This window comes from Pseudocitrobacter vendiensis (assembly GCF_943590815.1).
GTDB lineage: Bacteria > Pseudomonadota > Gammaproteobacteria > Enterobacterales > Enterobacteriaceae > Pseudocitrobacter > Pseudocitrobacter vendiensis.
Window position 1 is genome coordinate 1 of sequence record NZ_CALSBS010000039.1, and the last position, 22,382, is coordinate 22,382.

Here is a 22,382-nt window from a genome sequence, read left to right on the forward strand (position 1 = left end):
TACCTGTTTCACTGACTGCCGCATTCCACAGCAAAACCCCGCTTTATACCCACTTAACCACAGAGTTATCCACAATTCAGCCGATCTTTTCTCTCTATAAAGGGTGCCGTGATGGAAAAATCCGGACAGCCCAAATGAAAAAGAAAAATTCGCGAGCGTTGCGCAAACGTTTTCGTTACAATGCCACCGCAAAACAAGGATGCCCCGTAAGGGGCGTTAGCTGAGTTTTTCGCGAAAAATTCAGCTAACGCTCTCTGTAATAGTCAAATCCAGGGGATTTACCATGCAACAACGTCGTCCAGTCCGCCGCGCTCTGCTCAGTGTTTCTGACAAAGCCGGTATCGTCGAATTCGCCCAGGCACTTTCCGCACGCGGTGTGGAGCTGCTGTCTACAGGGGGCACTGCCCGTCTGTTAGCAGAAAAGGGTCTGCCGGTAACCGAAGTTTCCGATTACACCGGTTTCCCGGAGATGATGGATGGACGCGTGAAGACCCTGCATCCAAAAGTGCATGGTGGCATTCTGGGCCGTCGCGGCCAGGACGATGCCATTATGGAAGAACATCAGATCCAACCTATCGATATGGTAGTTGTTAACCTCTATCCGTTCGCCCAGACCGTTGCCCGTGAAGGCTGCTCGCTGGAAGATGCGGTTGAGAACATCGATATCGGTGGTCCAACGATGGTGCGCTCCGCCGCCAAGAACCATAAAGATGTCGCAATCGTGGTGAAGAGCAGCGACTACGACGCCATTATTAAAGAGATGGATGCCAACGAAGCATCGCTGACGCTTGCAACCCGTTTCGATCTCGCTATCAAAGCCTTTGAACATACCGCCGCCTACGACAGCATGATTGCCAACTACTTCGGCAGCATGGTCCCAGCCTATCACGGTGAAAGCAAAGAAGCCGCCGGTCGCTTCCCGCGTACGCTGAACCTGAACTTCATTAAGAAGCAGGATATGCGCTACGGCGAGAACAGCCACCAGCAGGCTGCCTTCTATATAGAAGAGAATGTGAAAGAAGCCTCCGTTGCCACCGCAACCCAGGTTCAGGGTAAAGCCCTCTCTTATAACAACATCGCCGATACCGATGCGGCGCTGGAGTGCGTGAAAGAGTTCGCCGAGCCGGCATGTGTGATTGTGAAGCACGCCAACCCTTGCGGTGTGGCTATCGGCAATTCCATTCTTGATGCTTACGATCGCGCGTATAAAACCGACCCCACCTCGGCGTTCGGCGGCATTATCGCCTTTAACCGCGAGCTGGATGCTGAAACCGCACAGGCCATCATTTCTCGTCAGTTTGTTGAAGTGATTATTGCGCCGTCCGCCAGCGAAGAAGCGTTGAAAATCACCGCCGCTAAACAGAACGTACGTGTCCTGACATGTGGTCAGTGGGCCGAGCGTGTTCCAGGCCTTGATTTCAAACGCGTGAACGGCGGTCTGCTGGTTCAGGATCGTGACCTGGGGATGGTTGGTGCAGAAGAACTGCGCGTCGTCACCAAACGTCAGCCGACCGAACAGGAACTGCGTGATGCGCTGTTCTGCTGGAAGGTGGCGAAGTTCGTGAAATCTAACGCCATTGTCTACGCCAAAAACAATATGACCATCGGTATTGGCGCAGGCCAGATGAGCCGCGTGTACTCCGCGAAAATCGCCGGTATTAAAGCTGCCGATGAAGGACTGGAAGTGAAAGGTTCGTCAATGGCTTCTGACGCATTCTTCCCGTTCCGCGACGGTATTGATGCCGCGGCCGCTGCGGGCGTGACCTGCGTAATCCAGCCTGGCGGTTCTATCCGTGATGACGAAGTGATTTCCGCCGCCGACGAGCACGGTATTGCGATGCTCTTCACCGACATGCGCCACTTCCGCCATTAATGGAGCGACAGATGAAAGTATTAGTGATTGGTAATGGCGGGCGCGAGCACGCGCTGGCCTGGAAAGCGGCCCAGTCGCCACTGGTTGAGACTGTTTTTGTTGCTCCGGGTAACGCAGGCACTGCACTGGAACCCGCGCTGCAAAACGTCGCTATCGGCGTGACCGATATCCCGGCACTGCTGGATTTCGCGCAAAATGAAAAGGTAGATTTAACCATCGTCGGCCCGGAAGCGCCGCTGGTGAAAGGCGTGGTCGATACCTTCCGAGCCGCCGGGCTGAAAATCTTCGGACCAACCGCAGGCGCCGCACAACTGGAAGGCTCGAAAGCGTTTACCAAAGATTTCCTGGCCCGCCATAAGATCCCTACGGCGGAATACCAGAACTTCACCGAGGTAGAACCTGCACTGGCGTATCTGCGTGAGAAAGGCGCGCCAATCGTCATTAAAGCGGACGGTCTGGCTGCCGGGAAAGGCGTGATCGTGGCGATGACGCTGGAAGAAGCTGAAGCCGCCGTGCATGACATGCTGGCGGGCAACGCTTTTGGCGACGCGGGTCATCGTATTGTTATCGAAGAGTTCCTCGACGGCGAAGAAGCGAGCTTTATCGTGATGGTGGACGGTGAGCATGTGCTGCCAATGGCCACCAGCCAGGATCACAAACGCGTAGGCGATAAAGATACCGGGCCGAACACGGGCGGTATGGGCGCTTACTCCCCTGCGCCAGTGGTGACCGATGAAGTTCATCTGCGCACGATGGAACGTATCATCTGGCCAACCGTGAAAGGTATGGCGGCGGAAGGCAACACCTACACCGGTTTTCTCTATGCGGGCCTGATGATCGACAAACAGGGTAATCCGAAGGTTATCGAATTTAACTGCCGCTTTGGCGATCCTGAAACTCAGCCGATTATGCTGCGCATGAAGTCCGATCTGGTTGAACTCTGCCTGGCGGCCTGTGAAGGCAAGCTGGACGAGAAAACCTCCGAGTGGGATGAACGCGCTTCTCTTGGCGTGGTGATGGCTGCGGGCGGTTATCCGGGCGATTACCGCACCGGCGATGTGATTCACGGCCTGCCGCTGGAGGAAATTGAAGGCGGTAAGGTGTTCCAGGCAGGCACAACGCTTTCTGCGGATGAGCAGGTACTGACCAACGGTGGCCGCGTACTGTGCGTGACAGCATTGGGTCATACCGTCGCTGAAGCGCAGAAACGCGCCTACGCGCTGATGAGCGATATTCACTGGGATGGCAGCTTTAGCCGCTCGGATATCGGTTATCGGGCGATTGCGCGCGAGCAAGGCGAGTAATTTCCCTTATCCTCTCCCGCAAGGGGGAGGTACCTTTCAGGCTCGCTTAGAAACTTTTTTCCCGTGGCTGCCAGGTACAGTAGTCCTGGTTCGCCACCAGCAGCAGTTGCGTCCCTTCTGGCGATTCCAGCCAGGCAATGCTCACCTCTACCGATGAACGACGCTGGCGATTCTCAACATGCGCCAGCGCGCGGCTATCGAGGTCAGGCTTCACCACCTCGCCTTCGCAGGTCGTTACGCTATGATCCGCATGCCAGCGCCCCTGGCGCAGCACCACGCGCCCCTGACGCAATGCATCGCTGGTCTGATGGATTTGCTCAGCACGATAGCGGTAAAGCGCTATCTGATCGCTGGAAAGCTGTTGTTTCTGTCCGTCGACTTCCCGCTGCATAAAGCTCAGTTCACCGCGGCTATCAAAACGGGCACGAATATGTTCGGGAGGTTTACTGTAGATATTCAGTTCAATCAGCGAGAGCTGATCGCCCTGCCAGCGGTATTCGCTGGTTGTGGTCGCCCCATTGCGCCACGGACTGGAGACCGCCAGAAGATGGGTTTCTTCGCCGGAGTCTTTGCGCCAGATGCGTACAGCACCCTGATCGTCAGCATATCCGCTGGCGGTGAATGGCGGCAATGCGCTGTTATGGCTACAGGCAGACAGCAACAGTACGCCACCCAACGCCGCCACGGAACGCCAGATAGACAAAAGGGGTGAGACCACCCCTTCGCTAAAACTGTTCACTGCCACGCGGTCTTACTTAACTGCGTCTTTCAGTGCTTTGCCAGAAACAAATGCCGGCACGTTAGCTGCGGCGATTTTGATTTCTTTACCGGTCTGCGGGTTGCGGCCAGTACGCTCAGCGCGGTGGTTCACTTTGAAGGTACCGAAACCAACCAGTTGTACAGCATCGCCTTCTTTCAGAGACTCAGTAATAGCAGCCAGAGTGGATTCCAGAGCAGCTTTAGCCTGGGTTTTGGACAGTTCTGCTTTGTCTGCAATTACATCAATCAGTTGAGTCTTGTTCATAAGTTATCCTTACAATGTGTTTATCGCTTGCTAAGCATCGAGTGCGACGAAAATGCCAGAAAAGCACTCTCCTGCATACACGCACCGATAGCCACTTTTTTTCGCCCCCCAAATGTAGACCAGACGGGGGGCGGAAGGGAAGCCTTCAGGCACGACAATTCAGGCGGTAAATCACGTTTTGTTGACTCATTGCTTAAAATTTATACCAATATTGCTCTCGCCAGCCTCTTTGAGGTCTGCGCGCAGGCCTTTTATCAGTTCAACGTCCCGTTCTTCGCAGTCAGCTAAAACTCGGAAAATTTCCCACTGAATGTCCCATTCCTGTTCCACCGCCGGGTTCTCTTTGAGCTCTTCATCGGTCATTTCGCGACCAGCCTGAGTCATCTCCAGCATCGCAACCGTGGTGATTGAACTCTTACTGACTTCGATGGCGTGTTCCAGGGTTTCACCGCTTAAACGAGAATGCACCAGTTCGCTCAGCGCGACACAGGCATCAATTGCCGGGTAAACACCGTACATGTCGAAATCGTCCGCCGCCGGGATCGCTTCTTCCAGCTTTTCAAGCTGGCTATCGAAGTTCACTTTGGCATCTTTTACCGTCAGCGTTTCCCAGATGAGATCCAGAATACGGCGATAAACGTGCGGGTCGCCAAACTCTGACTCTTTACAGAACATGGCGTAGTTCGGGTACATGCGTTCGCACAGGCAGGCCATAAAGGTGACGTGCTGCCAGCTTTCCAGCTTCTCCAGACGCAGGTGAATCGGGTTTTGTAACATGATGAGTTCTCAAATGCGGAAATTAGCCGCAGTTTACCTGAATTGTGGTTATTTTGCTGTAAGGCGCACAAAGGCGGCGCGTTCAGACGCGACGGCGTCAGCCCAGCGGGTTGGCTCTGGCAGGCGATAGCCTTTCATACAGCGTTGCACCCAGGCAAGCGCGCTGTCAGTGCTAACGCGGTGCCCTGTCGCGATAAACAGCGGATTGCAGCGCGCTTTACTGCGCCACACCCACGCCAGTTGCTCGCCTTTATCCATCAGCGGTGATAACGCGCCGGGTTCACTCTCGAGCGGCTCAAATGTGCCGCAGAGGCGCTTTTTTGCCACGCCGATCGTCGGCACATCCACCAACAAGCCAAAATGACTGGCGACGCCCAGACGGCGCGGATGCGAAATACCGTGACCATCAACAAACACGAGATCCGGTTTTTGCGACAGCTGTTCCCACACCGCCAGCAACGCCGGGTATTCACGAAATGACAGGAAGCCGGGAATGTAGGGCATGGTGGTCGCAATACGGGCCACCTGATACTCCACCAGCTCAAGCGATGGGTACTTCAACAGCACCATCGCCGCGCGCGTCACTTCACCGCCCTGCTCAAAACCCACATCAGCCCCGGCGATCAGATCCGGCGGATCCTTATCCAGGCGATCCTCGCGGATCACGGAAGAAGCGAGTTCGATTTGTTGAGCGCGTAGCGACGCGAGATCCATAACCACTCCTTACTGGTGATACGGCGCAGAGAGGCGATGTACCGCCTCGACAAATGCGCCGGCGTGTTCCGGCGGCACATCCTGATGGATGCCGTGACCGAGGTTGAAGACGTGGCCTTCCCCCTTGCCAAAGCCCGCCAGAATAGTCGCCACTTCTTCCTCAATGCGCGCAGGCTGTGCGTAAAGCATGGACGGGTCCATGTTGCCCTGCAGCGCCACTTTGTGACCCACGCGGCGACGCGCATCACCGATATCGGTCGTCCAGTCGAGGCCCAGCGCATCACAGCCAGTTTCCGCCATCGCTTCCAGCCACTGTCCACCGCCTTTAGTAAACAGCGTCACCGGCACACGGCGACCATCATTTTCACGCAACAGACCATCAACAATTTTGTGCATGTAATACAGCGAGAATTGCTGATAATCACGCCCGGTGAGTACGCCGCCCCAGGTGTCGAAAATCATCACTGACTGCGCGCCGGCTTTAATCTGCGCATTCAGATAGAGCGTGACGCTTTTCGCCAGCTTATCGAGCAACAGATGCAGCGTTTGCGGTTCGGCATACATCATCTTTTTGATCACGGTAAACGCTTTGCTGCTGCCGCCTTCGACCATGTAGGTCGCCAGCGTCCACGGGCTGCCGGAGAAACCAATCAGCGGCACTTCGCCTTTCAGTTCGCGGCGGATTGTACGCACCGCGTTCATCACATAACCCAGTTCGCCTTCCGGGTCCGGAATCGGCAGCTTATCAACATCCGCTTTGCAGGTAATTGGCGAGGTGAAGCGTGGGCCTTCGCCCGCTTCAAAATAGAGCCCGAGGCCCATTGCATCCGGGATAGTCAGAATATCGGAGAACAGAATGGCCGCATCCAGCGGGTAACGGCGCAGCGGCTGAAGCGTGACTTCGCATGCCAGCTCGGCGTTTTTGCACAGGGACATAAAATCCCCGGCCTGGGCACGGGTCGCTTTATATTCCGGTAAATAGCGGCCCGCCTGGCGCATCATCCAGACAGGGGTGACATCTACAGGCTGACGCAGCAGCGCACGCAGGTAACGATCGTTTTTCAGTTCGGTCATTTTTCCATTCCTTGAGCTCTTTCACGCCAGTGTAACATGAGTGTCACTCATACTCTGCCCGGCAGAGTGCGACAGTATCTTCAATGAGTCGACGTGCGACAGTTCCCGGCGGCGGCAGTAACGGTAAATCGTCATAGCGATACCAGTTGGCTTCCAGCAGCTCTTTGGGGTCGATCACGATCTCGCCGCTGTCATACTCGGCCATAAACGCGGTCATCAGTGATTGCGGGAACGGCCACGGTTGGGAGGTGACATAACGCAGGTTTTTGATTTTTATACTGCTCTCTTCCATCACTTCGCGCGCGACGGCCTGCTCCAGCGTTTCGCCCACTTCAACGAACCCGGCCAGCACGGTGTGTACGCCGTTGCGATGACGGGTATGCTGCGCCAGCAGGATGGTGTCATCGCGACGAATGGCGACGATGATGCAGGGCGCGATTTGCGGATAGTAGCGTTGGCGACAGTGGTCGCACAGCATCGCCCATTCGGTTTTGCTGGGGTGCATGGTATGCCCACAGTAGCCGCAGAATTTATGCGAGCGGTAGAACTCCGCCAGCTGCACGCCGCGCCCGGCGAGTTGAAACAGCCCGGCATCCTGGTCGAGAATTTGCCGCAGCGAGCCCATATCATGACGACGCTGTTGCTGAATCAGCCACACCGGCGAGCCTTGCCATTCACCCATCAGCAGCGCGCGTTGCCCCGCCAGATCGAAATTTCCCGCTTCGCCCCAGGGTAATTCTCCGCCCGGCAACCATAATTTTTGCTCATGGCTGACGACCCACCAGCCGATGTCTAATTTTTCAATTATACGATCCATATCTATTGCACTACCTTTGCTTCACTGGCATGTTATTTACATTATCGTTACATCTTAGTGCGCAGTCTTTAAACCCACTTGTGCGGAGTCAATCACATGTTAAACCAGCTCGAAAGCCTGACGGAGCATGTTGGAGGCAGTAACAAACTGGTCGACCGCTGGCTCAACATACGCAAGCAATTGCTTGTCGCTTATTCCAACCTGATTGGGATTAAGCCTGGCAAAGAATCGTTTATACGGCTGAATGAAAAAGCACTGGATGATTTTTGTCAGCGACTGGTGGACTACCTCTCCTCCTGCCACTTCAGTATTTATGAACGCATTCTCCATAAATTGGAAGGCGACGCCGCGCTTTTAACGGCCACTAAAATCTGGCCCAAGCTGGAAGCCAACACCCAGGTGATTATGGACTACTACGATTCCAGCCTTGAAACCGCTATTGATCACGATAATTGCTTTGAATTTCAACAAGCATTGTCGGATATCGGCGAGGCGCTGGAGGCACGTTTTGTGCTTGAAGATAAGCTCATCATGCTTGTGCTGGATGCCATGCACGAGAACGCCGGGATCAAACGTCCCGCTTGAGATTTTACGCATTAACGCGTAGTTTACATTCATTGTCCCATTGATGGGGCTACATCTTGTCGGAGTGCCACGTGTGAAAACACAGGCTGAGACCGTTAATTCGGGATCCGCGGAACCTGATCAGGCTAATACCTGCGAAGGGAACAAGAGTAATTCAGTTTTATGCCTCTGCCTTCACGGGCGCTGTGCATCTATTACTCCATCCGTCGTCTGACAAGCCATATCCTTTTTTATTTGGTATGCGCTATGTCTACAACAAAACTGACCCGCCGCGAACAACGCGAACAAGCTCAACGCTTTATTCATACCCTGGAAGGTACCGCCTTCCCTCACTCGCGCCGTATTTATCTTGCAGGTTCACAGCCTGGCGTACGCGTGCCCATGCGCGAAATTCAGCTTAGCCCCACGTTTATCGGCGGTACCGAGGACAACCCTCAGTACGAAGAAAACGAAGCGATCCCGGTGTATGACACCTCCGGCCCTTACGGCGACCCGGCTGAAAAAATCGACATCCGCCAGGGCCTGGCAAAGCTTCGCCAGCCGTGGATTGACGCGCGTGCTGATAGCGAAACCTTAACGGCGCGAAGTTCCGCCTATACTCAGGCTCGACTCGCGGACGAATTCCTCGACGAACTGCGCTTCACCGGCCTGCTAACGCCAAAACGCGCATGCCCCGGCAAGCGCGTCACTCAACTCCATTATGCTCGTCGGGGAGTCATCACCCCGGAAATGGAATTTATCGCCCTACGTGAAAACATGGGGCGCGAACGTATTCGCAGCGAAACGCTGCGCCAGCAGCATCCGGGCCAAAGCTTCGACACGCTGTTACCACAAAACATCACCCCTGAGTTTGTCCGTGCCGAAGTGGCGGCAGGCCGGGCGATTATCCCGGCCAATATTAACCACCCGGAATCGGAACCGATGATCATCGGGCGTAACTTCCTGGTGAAGGTGAACGCCAATATTGGCAATTCCGCAGTGAGCTCCTCCATTGAAGAAGAGGTGGAAAAACTGGTGTGGGCAACGCGCTGGGGCGCCGACACGGTGATGGACCTCTCCACCGGGCGTTACATCCACGAAACCCGCGAGTGGATACTGCGCAACAGCCCGGTACCCATCGGCACCGTGCCGATCTACCAGGCGCTGGAGAAGGTCAATGGGATCGCAGAGGATCTGAGCTGGGAAGCGTTCCGAGATACGTTGCTGGAACAGGCCGAACAGGGCGTGGACTACTTCACCATCCACGCAGGCGTGCTGCTGCGTTACGTACCGATGACCGCCAAACGCCTGACCGGTATTGTGTCGCGCGGTGGCTCAATCATGGCGAAATGGTGCCTCTCTCATCATCAGGAAAACTTCCTTTATCAGCACTTCCGTGAAATTTGTGAAATCTGCGCCGCCTATGATGTATCGCTGTCGCTGGGCGACGGCCTGCGTCCCGGCTCGATTCAGGATGCCAATGATGAAGCCCAGTTTGCCGAACTTCACACATTGGGCGAACTGACCAAAATCGCCTGGGAATATGACGTGCAGGTGATGATTGAAGGACCCGGCCACGTGCCAATGCAGATGATCCGCCGCAATATGACCGAAGAGCTGAAGCACTGCCACGAAGCGCCGTTTTATACGCTGGGGCCGCTCACCACCGACATTGCGCCAGGCTACGACCATTTTACCTCCGGGATTGGTGCGGCGATGATTGGCTGGTTCGGTTGCGCGATGCTCTGCTACGTCACACCCAAAGAGCACCTTGGCCTGCCTAACAAAGATGATGTGAAACAAGGTCTTATCACCTACAAAATCGCCGCCCACGCAGCCGACCTGGCAAAAGGTCACCCCGGCGCGCAGATTCGCGATAACGCTATGTCGAAAGCACGCTTTGAATTCCGCTGGGAAGATCAGTTTAACCTGGCGCTCGACCCCTTTACCGCTCGCGCCTATCACGATGAAACGCTGCCGCAGGAATCGGGCAAAGTGGCTCATTTCTGCTCGATGTGCGGCCCCAAATTCTGCTCAATGAAAATCACCCAGGAAGTTCGCGATTACGCGGCAAAACAGGCCGCAGAGACCGGGATGAACGAGATGTCTGGTCAGTTCCGCGCCCGGGGTGGCGAACTCTATATCCCTCAGGAGAATTTATAATGTACCAGCCTCATTTTCCCCCGGTTCCTTTCCGTTTAGGGCTTTACCCGGTAGTTGATAGCGTGGAGTGGATCGCACGTTTGCTGGACGCGGGTGTTCGCACAATTCAGTTACGCATTAAGGACAAACATGACGACGAGGTCGAGGCCGATGTGGTTGCCGCGATTGAACTTGGTCGTCGCTATAACGCACGTCTGTTTATCAATGACTACTGGCGCCTGGCGATTAAACACCAGGCTTATGGCGTGCATCTGGGGCAGGAAGATCTGGAAACCACCGATCTTGATGCGATTCGCGCGGCCAACTTACGGCTTGGCGTATCGACCCACGATGATATGGAAATTGACGTGGCGCTGGCGGCGCAGCCTTCGTACATCGCGCTGGGTCACGTGTTCCCAACGCAAACCAAGCAGATGCCCTCCGCGCCGCAGGGGCTGGAACAGCTCGCCGCGCATATTCAACGCCTGGACGATTACCCTACCGTCGCCATTGGCGGGATTAGCCTTGAACGTGCGCCGGCAGTGCTGGCGACGGGCGTTGGCAGCATCGCCGTCGTGAGCGCGATTACGCAAGCCGCAGACTGGCGCGATGCCACCGCGAAACTGCTGGCACTGGCGGGAGTGGGCGATGAATGATCGCGATTTTATGCGCTATAGCCGCCAGATGTTACTGGAGGATATCGCCGTGGAAGGACAGCAAAAACTGCTCGCCAGCCGGGTGCTTATCGTCGGACTTGGCGGTTTAGGCGCGCCTGCGGCGCTGTATCTTGCCGGTGCGGGCGTCGGCACACTGGTGCTTGCTGACGATGACGAGGTGCATCTGAGTAATCTGCATCGTCAGATAATCTTTACCACGCCCGATATCGCTCGCTCAAAAGCAGAAGCGACGCGCGCGCGACTGGCGGCATTAAACCCGGATATCACTCTCACAACGATCACCCAGCGTCTGGCGGGTGATGCGCTAAAGCAGGCGGTGCAAGACGCGGATCTGGTGCTTGATTGCACCGATAACATGGCGACGCGCCAGGCGATCAACGCGGCTTGCGTGGCGCTGAACACGCCGCTGATTACTGCCAGCGCGGTGGGGTTCGGTGGGCAAATGATGGTACTGACGCCGCCGTGGACGCAAGGCTGTTACCGCTGTCTGTGGCCCGATGACGCCGAACCGGAACGCAACTGCCGCACGGCAGGCGTAGTCGGCCCGGTCGTGGGCGTAATGGGTACATTGCAGGCGCTGGAAGCCATCAAGCTGTTAAGTGGTATGCCCACCCACAATACCATGCGTCTGTTTGACGCACGCGCGCACCAGTGGCGAAACCTGGCGCTGAATCGCGCAGCGGGCTGCCCGGTTTGTGGAGGTCGCCATGCAGATTCAGTTTAATGACGAACTCATACCGTGCGCGGAGGGGCTCTCCGTCAGCGCCCTGCTCACCCAACTTGAACAGTTAAAGCCGGGCATCGCACTGGCGCTCAATCAGCAAATCCTGCCGCGCGAGCGTTGGGAACATCACATTGTGCAGGACGGCGATCAGATCCTGCTTTTTCAGGTTATAGCCGGGGGCTGATATGTTACGCATTGCCGATAAAATCTTTGATTCTCATTTATTTACGGGTACCGGGAAATTCGCCTCATCGAAGGTGATGGTCGATGCCATTCGCGCATCGGGCAGCCAGCTTGTCACGCTGGCGATGAAGCGCGTCGATTTGCGTCAGAATAACGATGCCATTCTGGAACCGCTGCGCGAAGCGGGCGTCACGCTGCTGCCGAATACCTCCGGCGCAAAAACGGCGGAAGAAGCAGTATTCGCCGCGCAGTTAGCCCGTGAAGCGCTGGGCACAAACTGGCTGAAGCTGGAAATTCACCCTGACGCACGCTGGCTGTTGCCCGACCCGATCGAAACCCTGAAAGCCGCTGAACTGCTGGTAAAAGACGGTTTTGTGGTGCTGCCGTACTGCGGCGCAGATCCGGTATTGTGTAAGCGTCTTGAAGAAGCGGGATGCGCCGCCGTGATGCCGCTGGGTGCGCCGATTGGTTCGAATCAGGGGCTGGAAACCCGCGCGATGTTAGAGATTATCATCGCTCAGGCGAATGTTCCGGTAGTGGTTGATGCGGGCATTGGCGTGCCGAGCCACGCCGCGCAGGCGCTGGAGATGGGTGCCGACGCGGTGCTGGTGAATACCGCCATTGCCGTCGCCGATGATCCGGTAATGATGGCACACGCGTTTCGTATGGCAGTCGATGCCGGTATTCTGGCACGACAGGCAGTACCGGGCGCACGCCGCACGCACGCCGTCGCCACCAGCCCGCTAACCGGCTTTCTGGGGGCCAGTTTATGAGTGCCTTTAGCGATCGCTGGCGCGAACTCAACTGGGACGATCTGCGCCTGAAAATCAGCAGTAAAACCGCAGCCGACGTTGAACGCGCGCTGGCCGCCCGTCATCTGACGCGCGACGATATGATGGCGCTGCTTTCTCCCGCCGCCGCCGATTATCTTGAACCGCTGGCGCAGCGCGCGCAGCAACTCACCCGTCAGCGTTTCGGTAACACCGTCAGTTTCTACGTGCCGTTGTATCTTTCAAACCTGTGCGCCAACGACTGCACCTACTGTGGTTTCTCCATGAGTAATCGCATCAAGCGTAAGACGCTGGACGAAACTGAAATCGCGCGCGAATGCACCGCCATCCGCGCCATGAATTTCGAGCACCTGCTGCTGGTGACCGGCGAGCATCAGAGTAAAGTCGGGATGGACTATTTTCGCCGCCATCTTCCCGCCATCCGCAGCCAGTTTTCCTCGTTACAAATGGAAGTCCAGCCGCTCTCTACCGAGGAGTACGCTGAGCTGAAAACACTGGGGCTGGATGGGGTGATGGTGTATCAGGAGACCTACCACGAGGCGCAGTACGCCCATCATCATCTGAAAGGCAAAAAGCAGGATTTCTTCTGGCGGCTGGATACGCCGGACCGCCTGGGCCAGGCGGGGATAGATAAAATCGGCCTCGGCGCGCTGATTGGCCTGTCGGACAGCTGGCGGGTGGATTGCTTTATGGTGGCCGAGCATTTGTTGTGGCTTCAGCATCACTACTGGCAAAGCCGCTACTCGGTCTCCTTCCCCCGCCTGCGTCCATGTGCAGGCGGCGTAGAACCTGCGTCCTTGATGGATGAAAAGCAGCTGGTACAGGTGATTTGCGCATTTCGCCTTTTCTCACCGGAAATTGAGCTGTCGCTCTCCACCCGTGAATCGCCGTGGTTCCGCGACAACGTGATTCCCCTGGCAATCAACAACGTTAGCGCATTCTCAAAAACGCAACCCGGCGGTTATGCCGACGATCACCCTGAACTGGAACAATTTTCCCCGCACGATGCCCGCCGACCGGAAGCGGTGGCGGATGCCCTGCGCGAGCGAGGATTACAGCCAGTATGGAAAGACTGGGACGGCTGGCTGGGACGCGCCTCGCAACCCTGAGGAGAGCGATGTAAGCGCATAATGTTGTCTGCGAAGAGACTCGCAGCGCATCACTTTGCACATTGTTGAAAACAGCATCAAGGAATACGCTAGCCCTCGTCAGCAGGATGTTGACCAGGGCGGCTCTTCCTTCCTCTACCGCCCTGCCCCCACTTCGCTTTTAAGATAATCGGCAACTATTTTTGCGTCTCTGATTTAATTACCCTATAAACAACAAGGAAAGCATAACTTTTATATATCGCCGCACAACATCTCCTGGCCCTTATACTTTTGCCATTCACCTTCTGGAAAGAAGAATACGTTATGAGTACTCATAGCAGGAAACTGTCATTTACCACGCCGATAATCATCAGTTTCGCCGGTATCCTTTTGAGCTTCCTGGTCATTGCCACCCTGGTGATGCTCAATCAGCGTAAAGATATCATTGAGGATTACCACCATATCAACCGTAACTTCACCCACAACATGGCGGTGAATTACATGGAATCGATCCTGCGCGAAGATGATTATATTTTAAGCCGCGCGACGGCCTTTTTAGCAAACAATGAACAGCTGGATAACGTCGTTAATCGCGATCCGGAGAAAGGCACTGAGCTCATGATGCATCTGCTGGCACTGATGCCAACGGTAACATCCATCTCTGTCGCCGACCCTCATGGAAATTATTTGCGCGTCCCGCAGGTGATGGCGACGTCCGACAGCGGAGCGTTCAATGCAACAACGCGTCCCTGGTTTCGGGCGCAGGGCGACTCTGGATTATTTTCGCGCTACACACAGCCTTATACAGACTACTTTACCCGCGAGACCACCATCACCATGGCCAAGCCTGTGGTTTCTCCGGATGGGAAATTGAAAGGAACCCTGGCATTTCACCTGGATTTGCCGTCAATGAGTTATACCCTGCGACAAATGCAATCACCGGTTAGCGGGGAATTTTTTGTGGTTAACCGCGATGGTAAGGCAGTGCTTCATCCGGATACCACTCGTCTGTTCAGTAATATGGTGCCTGAAACGCTGATGGACCAAATGACCAATGCGAAAGGGGAAATCCACGACGGCAAGAACAAAACCTGGCTCTACTATTACTCGTTCACCAATCCCGACTGGTTCGTCATTTATAAAGTCTCCGACCATACGCTCGCCGACCTCGCCCACCATGAAACGGTTATTGTGGCCTGGGGATTTGCCGTCGCCGCCTTTGTCATCATCGTCTTTGCCCTCTATTTACGCCACGCCTCGCGCACCGTGCTGATGAATATCATCAATGCCATTAAAACGGGCGACGTTAACCGCGCGCCCAGGCTGGAAGCGATGTTAAGCATAGCCATTGAAACCAATAAAGAACGCGAAATTGCCTACGTCCGCCAGGCAACCATCGATGCCCTGACCGGCTGTAAAAACCGTCGCGCCTTCGACAGCGACATTGCCGCGCTGATGAACGATCACCAGCCTTTCGCATTAGCACTGGTCGATATCGATAACTTCAAGTCGATCAACGATACCTGGGGTCATCTGAACGGCGATATTGTGCTGCGTAACGTCGCGCGTGAGGGACTACAAATTCTGCAACCGCATGAGATATCAATTTATCGCTATGGTGGTGAGGAGTTTGCCGTTATTTTCCCGGCAACCTATATCGATTCTGCTCGTACCCTGCTGGAAAACTGGCGTGAGAAAGTCGCGCAACGCACGTGGCGTGAAGAGGGGCTTACCGTGACCTTCAGCGGTGGGCTGGGCGAATGGAATATGGAATCGCTGGAGCAGTTGATTGTTAGCGTTGATGAAGCGCTTTATAAAGCAAAACAGCAGGGGAAAAACAGGATTCTGCGCACGACTGTGGCCTGATTTTGCTTTCTCTCATTGAGCCCACAGCAGTGGGCTTTTTTTATACCACCAGCAAAAATGTAACCGGTTTCAGTTTTTTCAGCCTTTCTTTGTGATGGCTTACACACAATCGCTGCAAAGCAGTTGTTGAACCCTCTCGCCCGCGATAAAGATGTGACATCAAGGAACATGAGGGCGAATTATGAAGAACATCGTTTTATGCTGTGCTGCAGGTATGTCTACCAGTATGCTGGTTCAACGTATGAAAGACGCAGCTCAGAAGAAAGGTATTGAGGTTTCCATTAAGGCCGTGCCGGTCGCGGAGTTTAAAGACAATCTCAATGAAGCCGACATCATCCTGCTTGGCCCACAGGTCAAGTATGAGCAAGCTAAGCTGCAGGCGCAGGCCGATCCGCTGGGCAAAAAAGTGGCGGTTATCGACATGATGGATTACGGCATGATGAAAGGTGATGCCGTTCTGGAAAAAGCCCTCAAACTGATGGAGTAAGCTGGCATGGAAGATTTGGAAACCACCATTATGGAGCTGCTGGTGAACGCTGGCGCTGCGCGTAGTGCTGCATTAACCGCGCTACAGCTTGCGCGTAAAGGCGATTTCACCGGTTCAGAAAAAGCGATGGCGGAGTCACACGACTACGTGAAGCATGCACACACCATTCAGACCCAGCTTATTGGTCTGGATGAAGGCACCGGTAAATTACCGGTAAACCTGATTACCGTTCACTCTCAGGACCATCTGATGAACGCGATGGTGATTCAGGATTTAGCAACGGATATGATCGAACTCTATCGTCGTACCGCGTAATCAAACGCATTAAAGCAGGTGCCATAAGGCACCTGCTTTTTTATTACAGAAAACCGTACAGCCCGGCGAATACCCAGCCAAATACGCACGAGACACTCACGCCAATCAAGCCCGGCAGAATAAAGCTGTGGTTAATCACGAAGCGACCAATATGCGTGGTGCCTGAACGGTCAAACTGAATCGCCGCCAGGTCACTGGGATAGGTGGGCAGAATATAGTAACCGTAGCAGGCAGGCGCTGATGCCACGATATAAGCGGGGTCCACGCCGATCGCCAGTGCGACCGGAACGATCGCCGCCAACGCTGCCGCCTGTGAGTTTACGAACTTGGAGACCAGCAGCAGTACAATCGCATAGGCCCACGGATACTCCTTCACCATTTCGCCTAACACGCCTTTAATTTCTGACATGTGTGCGCCAAACATGGTTTCCGCCATCCAGGCAATACCGTACACCGCAACAATCGCTATCATCCCGGAACGGAAAACTTCGTTTTTAGAAATCGATGCCGGATTAGTTTTGGTGATGATGATAATCAACGCGCCAGACAGCAGCATAAACATCTGGATAACCAGCACCATCGACAATGGCTTACCATCAAAGGCCGGACGCAGTTCTGAAAATGCCCCCAGCAGTGCCACTACCGCAATGGATGCCAGGAAGATCCACATCGCCACCCAGTTACTGGTGGGGAGTTTTTTATCCAAAAGCGTTGCCGTATCGCCATACACATAGTGACGGTTTTCCGGTACAGCAATAAACTCCTGGAAGGCCTGGTCTTTATCTAAATCCTTTCCGCGGAACCAGCTAAAAATACCAATCGCCAGGATGCCGAGCAGCGTCGATGGGATGGTAATGGATAAAAGATCGAGAAATTCGAGATGCTTGCCGTTAAAGGTGAAATTACCGAGCATCGCCACTAATGACACCACGGCAACCGAGACCGGGCTGGCAATAATGCCCATCTGCGCGCCGATAGAACTCGCCGCCATAGGACGTTCGGGCCGGATATTATTTTTGATCGCCACATCGTAAATAATCGGCAAAATGGTATACACGACATGCCCGGTACCGCAGAGAATGGTCAGTGTGCAGGTCACGAAAGGCGCGACGATGGAAACATATTTCGGGTTACGCCGCAGAAGCTTTTCGGCAATTTGCAGCATCACATCTAAGCCGCCTGAAGCCTGAAGGGTTGCCGATGCGGCTACTACGGCAATAATCACCAGCATCACATCGACAGGCGGTTTACCCGGCTGAAGATGAAAAACAAAGACCAGAATAACCAGCCCGATGCCGCCCAAAAGCCCCAGCGCAATACCGCCCTTTCTCGCGCCGTAGAACAAACAAATTAAGATGATAATGAGTTGTATAGCAAATTCCATGCATCCCCCAAATCCTGTCCGTTAATATCCGCTATTTTGTCGAGCGCTGATTTTTGTTGTTTGGATTTCCTCCTTTGCCTTTTTCAGGGCAAATAAACCCCGTCCGACGGTGCTGTGCCGGGTCTGTAAGTCATTCATTTGATTACTATGGTGCTTCGACTATATCCACTTTATAAATGTGGTTTTTTGATATGCGTAGAATTTTTAACCATTGGTTTTTTACAGACATAAAAAAAGCCAGCCGGGAAAACCGACTGGCTTTTTAAGCGCTACCTTAACGATTACTCGTTATCGGAACCGCCCAGGCCTGCGTTCAGCAGTTCTGCCAGGCTGGCAGACGCTTCTTCCGCACTCACCTGCTGAGTAGCAGGAACTTCACCTGCTGCACGGCGGCGAATACGATCCTGGTGGTACGCGTAACCGGTACCTGCCGGGATCAGACGACCCACAATGACGTTCTCTTTCAGACCGCGCAGTTCATCACGTTTACCTGCAACAGCTGCTTCGGTCAGGACACGTGTGGTCTCCTGGAACGATGCTGCAGAGATGAAGGACTCGGTTGCCAGAGACGCTTTGGTGATACCCAGCAGATCGCGGGAGAACGTTGCGCCCACTTTGCCGTTCGCTTCCAGTTCGCGGTTAGCGATCTTAACGCGAGAGTATTCAACCTGTTCGCCTTCCAGGAAGTCGGAGCTACCTGCATTTTCGATGGTGGCTTTACGCAGCATCTGACGAACGATAACTTCAATGTGTTTATCGTTAATCTTAACGCCCTGCAGACGGTATACGTCCTGTACTTCGTTAACGATGTAACGAGTTACAGCATGAACACCACGCAGACGCAGAATGTCGTGCGGCGCTTCCGGACCGTCGGAAACCACGTCACCACGTTCTACACGTTCACCTTCGAACACGTTGAGCTGACGCCATTTCGGAATCATCTCTTCGTACGGATCGCTACCGTCTACCGGGGTGATAACCAGACGACGCTTCCCTTTGGTTTCTTTACCGAAGGAAATGATGCCGCTGATTTCAGCCAGGATTGCCGGCTCTTTCGGACGACGTGCTTCGAACAGGTCCGCAACGCGCGGCAGACCACCGGTAATATCCTTGGTACCGCCAGATTCCTGCGGAACACGGGCCAGGGTATCACCAGAGCTGATCTGGATGCCATCTTCCAGCTGAACAATCGCTTTGCCCGGCAGGAAGTACTGAGCAGGCATATCGGTACCTGGGATCAGAACATCGTTACCCTGAGCATCAACGATTTTCAGTGCCGGACGAAGATCTTTACCACCCGCGGTACGTTCTGCGGAATCCAGAACCACCAGCGAAGACAGACCAGTAAGTTCGTCAGTTTGACGAGTAATGGTCTGGCCGTCGATCATGTCAGTGAAGCGAACAAAACCGCTTACTTCGGTGATAACCGGCATGGTGTGCGGATCCCAGTTTGCAACGGTTTCGCCGCCAGCAACCTGTTCGCCATCACCTTTCGCCATAACAGAACCGTAAGGCACTTTATAGCTTTCTTTGGTACGGCCGAATTCGTCGATCAGTTTCAGCTCGGTGTTACGAGAAGTGATAACCAGTTTACCGCTGGAGTTCACAACCGATTTCGCGTTGCTGAGCTTGATGCTACCTTTGTTTTTCACCTGGATGCTGGATTCAGCAGCCGCACGAGATGCCGCACCACCGATGTGGAACGTACGCATCGTCAGCTGTGTACCCGGCTCACCGATGGACTGTGCCGCGATAACGCCGATGGCTTCACCTTTGTTGATGATGTGGCCACGCGCCAGGTCACGACCGTAGCAGTGCGCACATACACCAAAGTCGGTGTCACAGGATACGACAGAACGAACTTTGACGGAGTCAACGGAGTTCTCTTCCAGCAGGTCACACCAGTGCTCATGCAGCAGCGTGTTACGAGGAACCAGAATGTCCGCAGTACCCGGCTTCAGAACGTCTTCCGCGGTTACACGACCCAGTACGCGATCGCGCAGCGGCTCTTTAACGTCACCACCCTCGATAACCGGGGTCATGGTGATGCCTTCCAGCGTGCCACAATCGTCTTCGGTCACAACCAGATCCTGCGCCACGTCAACCAGACGACGGGTCAGATAACCGGAGTTCGCGGTTTTCAGTGCCGTATCCGCCAGACCTTTACGCGCACCGTGGGTCGAGATGAAGTACTGGAGTACGTTCAGACCTTCACGGAAGTTCGCGGTGATTGGCGTTTCGATGATGGAGCCATCTGGCTTCGCCATCAGACCACGCATACCTGCCAGCTGACGAATCTGTGCCGCAGAACCACGCGCACCGGAGTCGGCCATCATGTAGATGCTGTTGAAGGAAACCTGTTGCTCTTCCTGACCGTCACGGTTAATCACGGTTTCGGTTTGCAGGTTATCCATCATCGCTTTGGATACACGATCGTTCGCCGCAGCCCAGATATCGATAACTTTGTTGTAGCGTTCGCCCGCGGTGACCAGACCAGACTGGAACTGTTCCTGGATCTCAGCAACTTCCGCTTCCGCTTCGCTGATGATCTCGTATTTTTTCTCCGGGATGACCATGTCATCGATACCAACGGATGCACCTGAGCGCGCTGCATAAGCAAAGCCGGTGTACATCGTCTGGTCCGCGAAAATAACGGTCGGTTTCAGACCCAGAATACGGTAGCAGGTGTTCAGCATTTTGGAGATCGCTTTCTTACCCAGTGCCTGGTTCACGATGGTGAACGGCAGACCTTTAGGTACGATCATCCACAGAATGGCACGGCCAATAGTCGTGTCTTTCAGGCTGGTTTTAGCAACGAACTCGCCGTTTTCGTCTTTTTCATATTCGGTGATACGCACTTTTACACGCGCATGCAGAGAGGCCAGGCCAGCGCGATAAATACGCTCAGCTTCTTTCGGGCCAGTCAGCACCATGCCTTCGCCTTTGGCGTTAACACAGTCACGGGTCATGTAGTACAGACCCAATACAACGTCCTGAGACGGAACGATGATTGGCTCGCCGTTCGCAGGGGACAGGATGTTGTTGGTAGACATCATCAGCGCACGCGCTTCGAGCTGGGCTTCCAGCGTCAGCGGTACGTGAACAGCCATCTGGTCACCATCGAAGTCGGCGTTATATGCCGCACAAACCAGCGGGTGAAGCTGAATGGCTTTACCTTCGATCAGAACCGGTTCAAACGCCTGGATACCCAAACGGTGCAATGTTGGTGCACGGTTCAGCATAACCGGGTGTTCGCGGATAACTTCGTCCAGGATATCCCAAACGACAGCTTCTTCGCGCTCAACCATTTTCTTAGCGGCTTTGATGGTGGTGGCGAGGCCACGCAGTTCCAGCTTGCCGTAGATGAACGGTTTGAACAGCTCCAGTGCCATTTTCTTCGGCAGACCGCACTGATGCAGACGCAGGTATGGACCTACGGTGATGACAGAACGACCGGAGTAGTCAACACGCTTACCGAGCAGGTTCTGACGGAAACGACCCTGTTTACCTTTGATCATGTCGGCCAAAGATTTCAGAGGACGTTTGTTAGAACCGGTGATCGCACGACCGCGACGACCGTTATCCAGCAGGGCGTCGACCGCTTCCTGCAGCATACGTTTTTCGTTGCGTACGATGATGTCCGGCGCAGCCAGATCCAGCAGACGTTTCAGACGGTTGTTACGGTTAATGACGCGACGATACAGATCGTTCAGGTCAGACGTCGCGAAACGACCACCATCCAGCGGAACCAGCGGACGCAGATCTGGCGGCAGTACCGGCAGAACGGTCAGGATCATCCACTCTGGTTTGTTACCAGACTGAACGAACGCTTCCAGCAGTTTGATACGCTTGGTCAGCTTTTTACGCTTGGTTTCGGAGTTGGTTTCGTTCAGCTCTTCACGCAGAGTTTCACACTCTTGCTCCAGATCCATGCTTTTCAGCAGGGCCTGAATAGCTTCCGCACCCATCTTCGCGTCGAATTCGTCACCGAACTCTTCCAGCGCGTCCAGATACTGTTCTTCGGTCAGAATCTGGTTACGTTCCAGGTTCGTCATACCGCCTTCGATAACCACATAGGATTCGAAGTACAGAACACGTTCGATATCACGCAGCGGCATATCCAGCAGCAGGCCGATACGGGACGGCAGAGATTTCAGGAACCAGATGTGCGCAGTCGGAGACGCCAGCTCGATGTGGCCCATACGCTCACGGCGTACTTTAGTCTGGGTCACTTCAACGCCGCACTTCTCACAGATCACACCACGGTGTTTCAGGCGCTTGTACTTACCGCACAGGCACTCGTAGTCTTTTACCGGCCCAAAGATACGGGCGCAGAAAAGGCCGTCACGCTCAGGTTTGAACGTACGGTAGTTAATGGTTTCCGGCTTTTTAACTTCACCGAAAGACCATGAACGGATCATGTCTGGCGAGGCCAGAGCAATTTTGATCGCATCAAACTCTTCGGTTTTAGTCTGCGCTTTCAGAAACTTTAATAAATCTTTCACGGATTTGCTCCCGTCGGAGTTAGCACAATCTGGTGCCGGCTGTTACGCCAGCACCAGTGACCTGTTTGAGCGA

The 22,382-nt window shown here is 54.5% G+C and carries 21 protein-coding genes and 1 riboswitch; of the genes, 13 read left to right on the plus strand and 8 right to left on the minus strand.

The genetic code is table 11. From position 1 onward, the window contains the following. The 3 genes from NMC31_RS23590 to purD all read left to right on the plus strand — a co-directional run. Positions 1-224 (plus strand): hypothetical protein (locus NMC31_RS23590; protein ID WP_253899273.1); only part of this gene is annotated, 224 nt, incomplete at its 5' end. A 59-nt stretch (positions 225-283) separates the two neighbouring features. Further along, positions 284-1,873: a bifunctional phosphoribosylaminoimidazolecarboxamide formyltransferase/IMP cyclohydrolase gene (gene purH, locus NMC31_RS23595; protein WP_253899274.1), complete on the plus strand. Its 1,590-nt coding sequence runs from the start codon at positions 284-286 to the stop codon at positions 1,871-1,873. Positions 1,874-1,884: 11 nt separating this feature from the next. Continuing rightward, positions 1,885-3,177 carry a phosphoribosylamine--glycine ligase gene (purD, locus tag NMC31_RS23600; RefSeq protein ID WP_253899275.1) on the plus strand — a complete coding sequence of 431 codons (1,293 nt, stop codon included), beginning with the start codon at positions 1,885-1,887 and terminating at the stop codon, positions 3,175-3,177. A gap of 46 nt (positions 3,178-3,223) precedes the next feature. Here the strand turns inward: purD and NMC31_RS23605 are convergent, their stop codons facing one another. The 6 genes from NMC31_RS23605 to nudC all read right to left on the minus strand — a co-directional run bounded on the left by NMC31_RS23605 (position 3,224) and on the right by nudC (position 7,583). Continuing rightward, entirely contained in the window at positions 3,224-3,916 is a 693-nt protein-coding gene (locus NMC31_RS23605) for a DUF1481 domain-containing protein (RefSeq protein WP_253899286.1), read from the minus strand. Between the two features lie 12 nt (positions 3,917-3,928). Then, the gene (hupA, locus tag NMC31_RS23610; RefSeq protein WP_001044509.1) at positions 3,929-4,201 is read right to left on the minus strand and encodes a nucleoid-associated protein HU-alpha; all 273 of its coding nucleotides are present in this window, start codon (positions 4,199-4,201) and stop codon (positions 3,929-3,931) included. Positions 4,202-4,387: 186 nt separating this feature from the next. After that, the gene (locus NMC31_RS23615) at positions 4,388-4,978 is read right to left on the minus strand and encodes a YjaG family protein (protein WP_149464981.1); all 591 of its coding nucleotides are present in this window, start codon (positions 4,976-4,978) and stop codon (positions 4,388-4,390) included. 48 nt (positions 4,979-5,026) lie between these two features. Next, positions 5,027-5,692, minus strand: a complete 666-nt coding sequence (nfi, locus tag NMC31_RS23620) for a deoxyribonuclease V (RefSeq protein ID WP_253899276.1) — start codon at positions 5,690-5,692, stop codon at positions 5,027-5,029. 9 nt (positions 5,693-5,701) lie between these two features. Next, on the minus strand, positions 5,702-6,766 hold the full coding sequence (gene hemE / locus NMC31_RS23625; protein ID WP_149464983.1) for a uroporphyrinogen decarboxylase: 1,065 nt from the start codon (positions 6,764-6,766) through the stop codon (positions 5,702-5,704). Positions 6,767-6,809: 43 nt separating this feature from the next. Further along, positions 6,810-7,583, minus strand: coding sequence for an NAD(+) diphosphatase (gene nudC, locus NMC31_RS23630; protein WP_149464984.1), 774 nt, complete (start codon positions 7,581-7,583; stop codon positions 6,810-6,812). A 96-nt stretch (positions 7,584-7,679) separates the two neighbouring features. Here nudC and rsd point away from each other — a divergent pair, with 96 nt between their 5' ends. From rsd to NMC31_RS23680, 10 genes are all read left to right on the plus strand, one after another. Next, on the plus strand, positions 7,680-8,168 hold the full coding sequence (gene rsd, locus NMC31_RS23635) for a sigma D regulator (RefSeq protein WP_149464985.1): 489 nt from the start codon (positions 7,680-7,682) through the stop codon (positions 8,166-8,168). A 50-nt stretch (positions 8,169-8,218) separates the two neighbouring features. Further along, a riboswitch (TPP riboswitch) is annotated at positions 8,219-8,328 on the plus strand. A gap of 86 nt (positions 8,329-8,414) precedes the next feature. After that, complete coding sequence (gene thiC / locus NMC31_RS23640; protein ID WP_253899277.1) at positions 8,415-10,310, plus strand: phosphomethylpyrimidine synthase ThiC; 1,896 nt, start codon at positions 8,415-8,417, stop codon at positions 10,308-10,310. Next, a complete protein-coding gene (gene thiE / locus NMC31_RS23645; RefSeq protein WP_253899278.1) occupies positions 10,310-10,945 on the plus strand; it encodes a thiamine phosphate synthase in 636 nt (211 codons plus the stop codon). The genes thiC and thiE overlap by 1 nt, the downstream gene beginning before the upstream one ends. Next, on the plus strand, positions 10,938-11,690 hold the full coding sequence (thiF, locus tag NMC31_RS23650; RefSeq protein ID WP_253899279.1) for a thiazole biosynthesis adenylyltransferase ThiF: 753 nt from the start codon (positions 10,938-10,940) through the stop codon (positions 11,688-11,690). Before thiE ends, thiF begins: the two co-directional genes overlap by 8 nt. After that, entirely contained in the window at positions 11,674-11,874 is a 201-nt protein-coding gene (gene thiS, locus NMC31_RS23655) for a sulfur carrier protein ThiS (protein ID WP_253899280.1), read from the plus strand. Before thiF ends, thiS begins: the two co-directional genes overlap by 17 nt. A gap of 1 nt (position 11,875) precedes the next feature. After that, positions 11,876-12,646 (plus strand): thiazole synthase, encoded by a 771-nt coding sequence (thiG, locus tag NMC31_RS23660; protein ID WP_253899281.1) that lies wholly within the window; start codon positions 11,876-11,878, stop codon positions 12,644-12,646. Further along, positions 12,643-13,773, plus strand: coding sequence for a 2-iminoacetate synthase ThiH (gene thiH, locus NMC31_RS23665; protein WP_253899282.1), 1,131 nt, complete (start codon positions 12,643-12,645; stop codon positions 13,771-13,773). Before thiG ends, thiH begins: the two co-directional genes overlap by 4 nt. Positions 13,774-14,076: 303 nt before the next feature. Continuing rightward, positions 14,077-15,618 carry a sensor domain-containing diguanylate cyclase gene (locus tag NMC31_RS23670; protein ID WP_253899283.1) on the plus strand — a complete coding sequence of 514 codons (1,542 nt, stop codon included), beginning with the start codon at positions 14,077-14,079 and terminating at the stop codon, positions 15,616-15,618. A 181-nt stretch (positions 15,619-15,799) separates the two neighbouring features. Next, positions 15,800-16,105: a PTS sugar transporter subunit IIB gene (locus NMC31_RS23675; protein WP_108477138.1), complete on the plus strand. Its 306-nt coding sequence runs from the start codon at positions 15,800-15,802 to the stop codon at positions 16,103-16,105. Positions 16,106-16,111: 6 nt separating this feature from the next. After that, a complete protein-coding gene (locus NMC31_RS23680; RefSeq protein ID WP_015966386.1) occupies positions 16,112-16,420 on the plus strand; it encodes a PTS lactose/cellobiose transporter subunit IIA in 309 nt (102 codons plus the stop codon). A gap of 43 nt (positions 16,421-16,463) precedes the next feature. Here NMC31_RS23680 and dcuB read toward each other — a convergent pair whose 3' ends face one another. Continuing rightward, the gene (dcuB, locus tag NMC31_RS23685; RefSeq protein WP_253899284.1) at positions 16,464-17,804 is read right to left on the minus strand and encodes an anaerobic C4-dicarboxylate transporter DcuB; all 1,341 of its coding nucleotides are present in this window, start codon (positions 17,802-17,804) and stop codon (positions 16,464-16,466) included. 281 nt (positions 17,805-18,085) lie between these two features. Continuing rightward, positions 18,086-22,309 (minus strand): DNA-directed RNA polymerase subunit beta', encoded by a 4,224-nt coding sequence (gene rpoC, locus NMC31_RS23690; protein WP_149464994.1) that lies wholly within the window; start codon positions 22,307-22,309, stop codon positions 18,086-18,088. Positions 22,310-22,382: the final 73 nt, after the last annotated feature.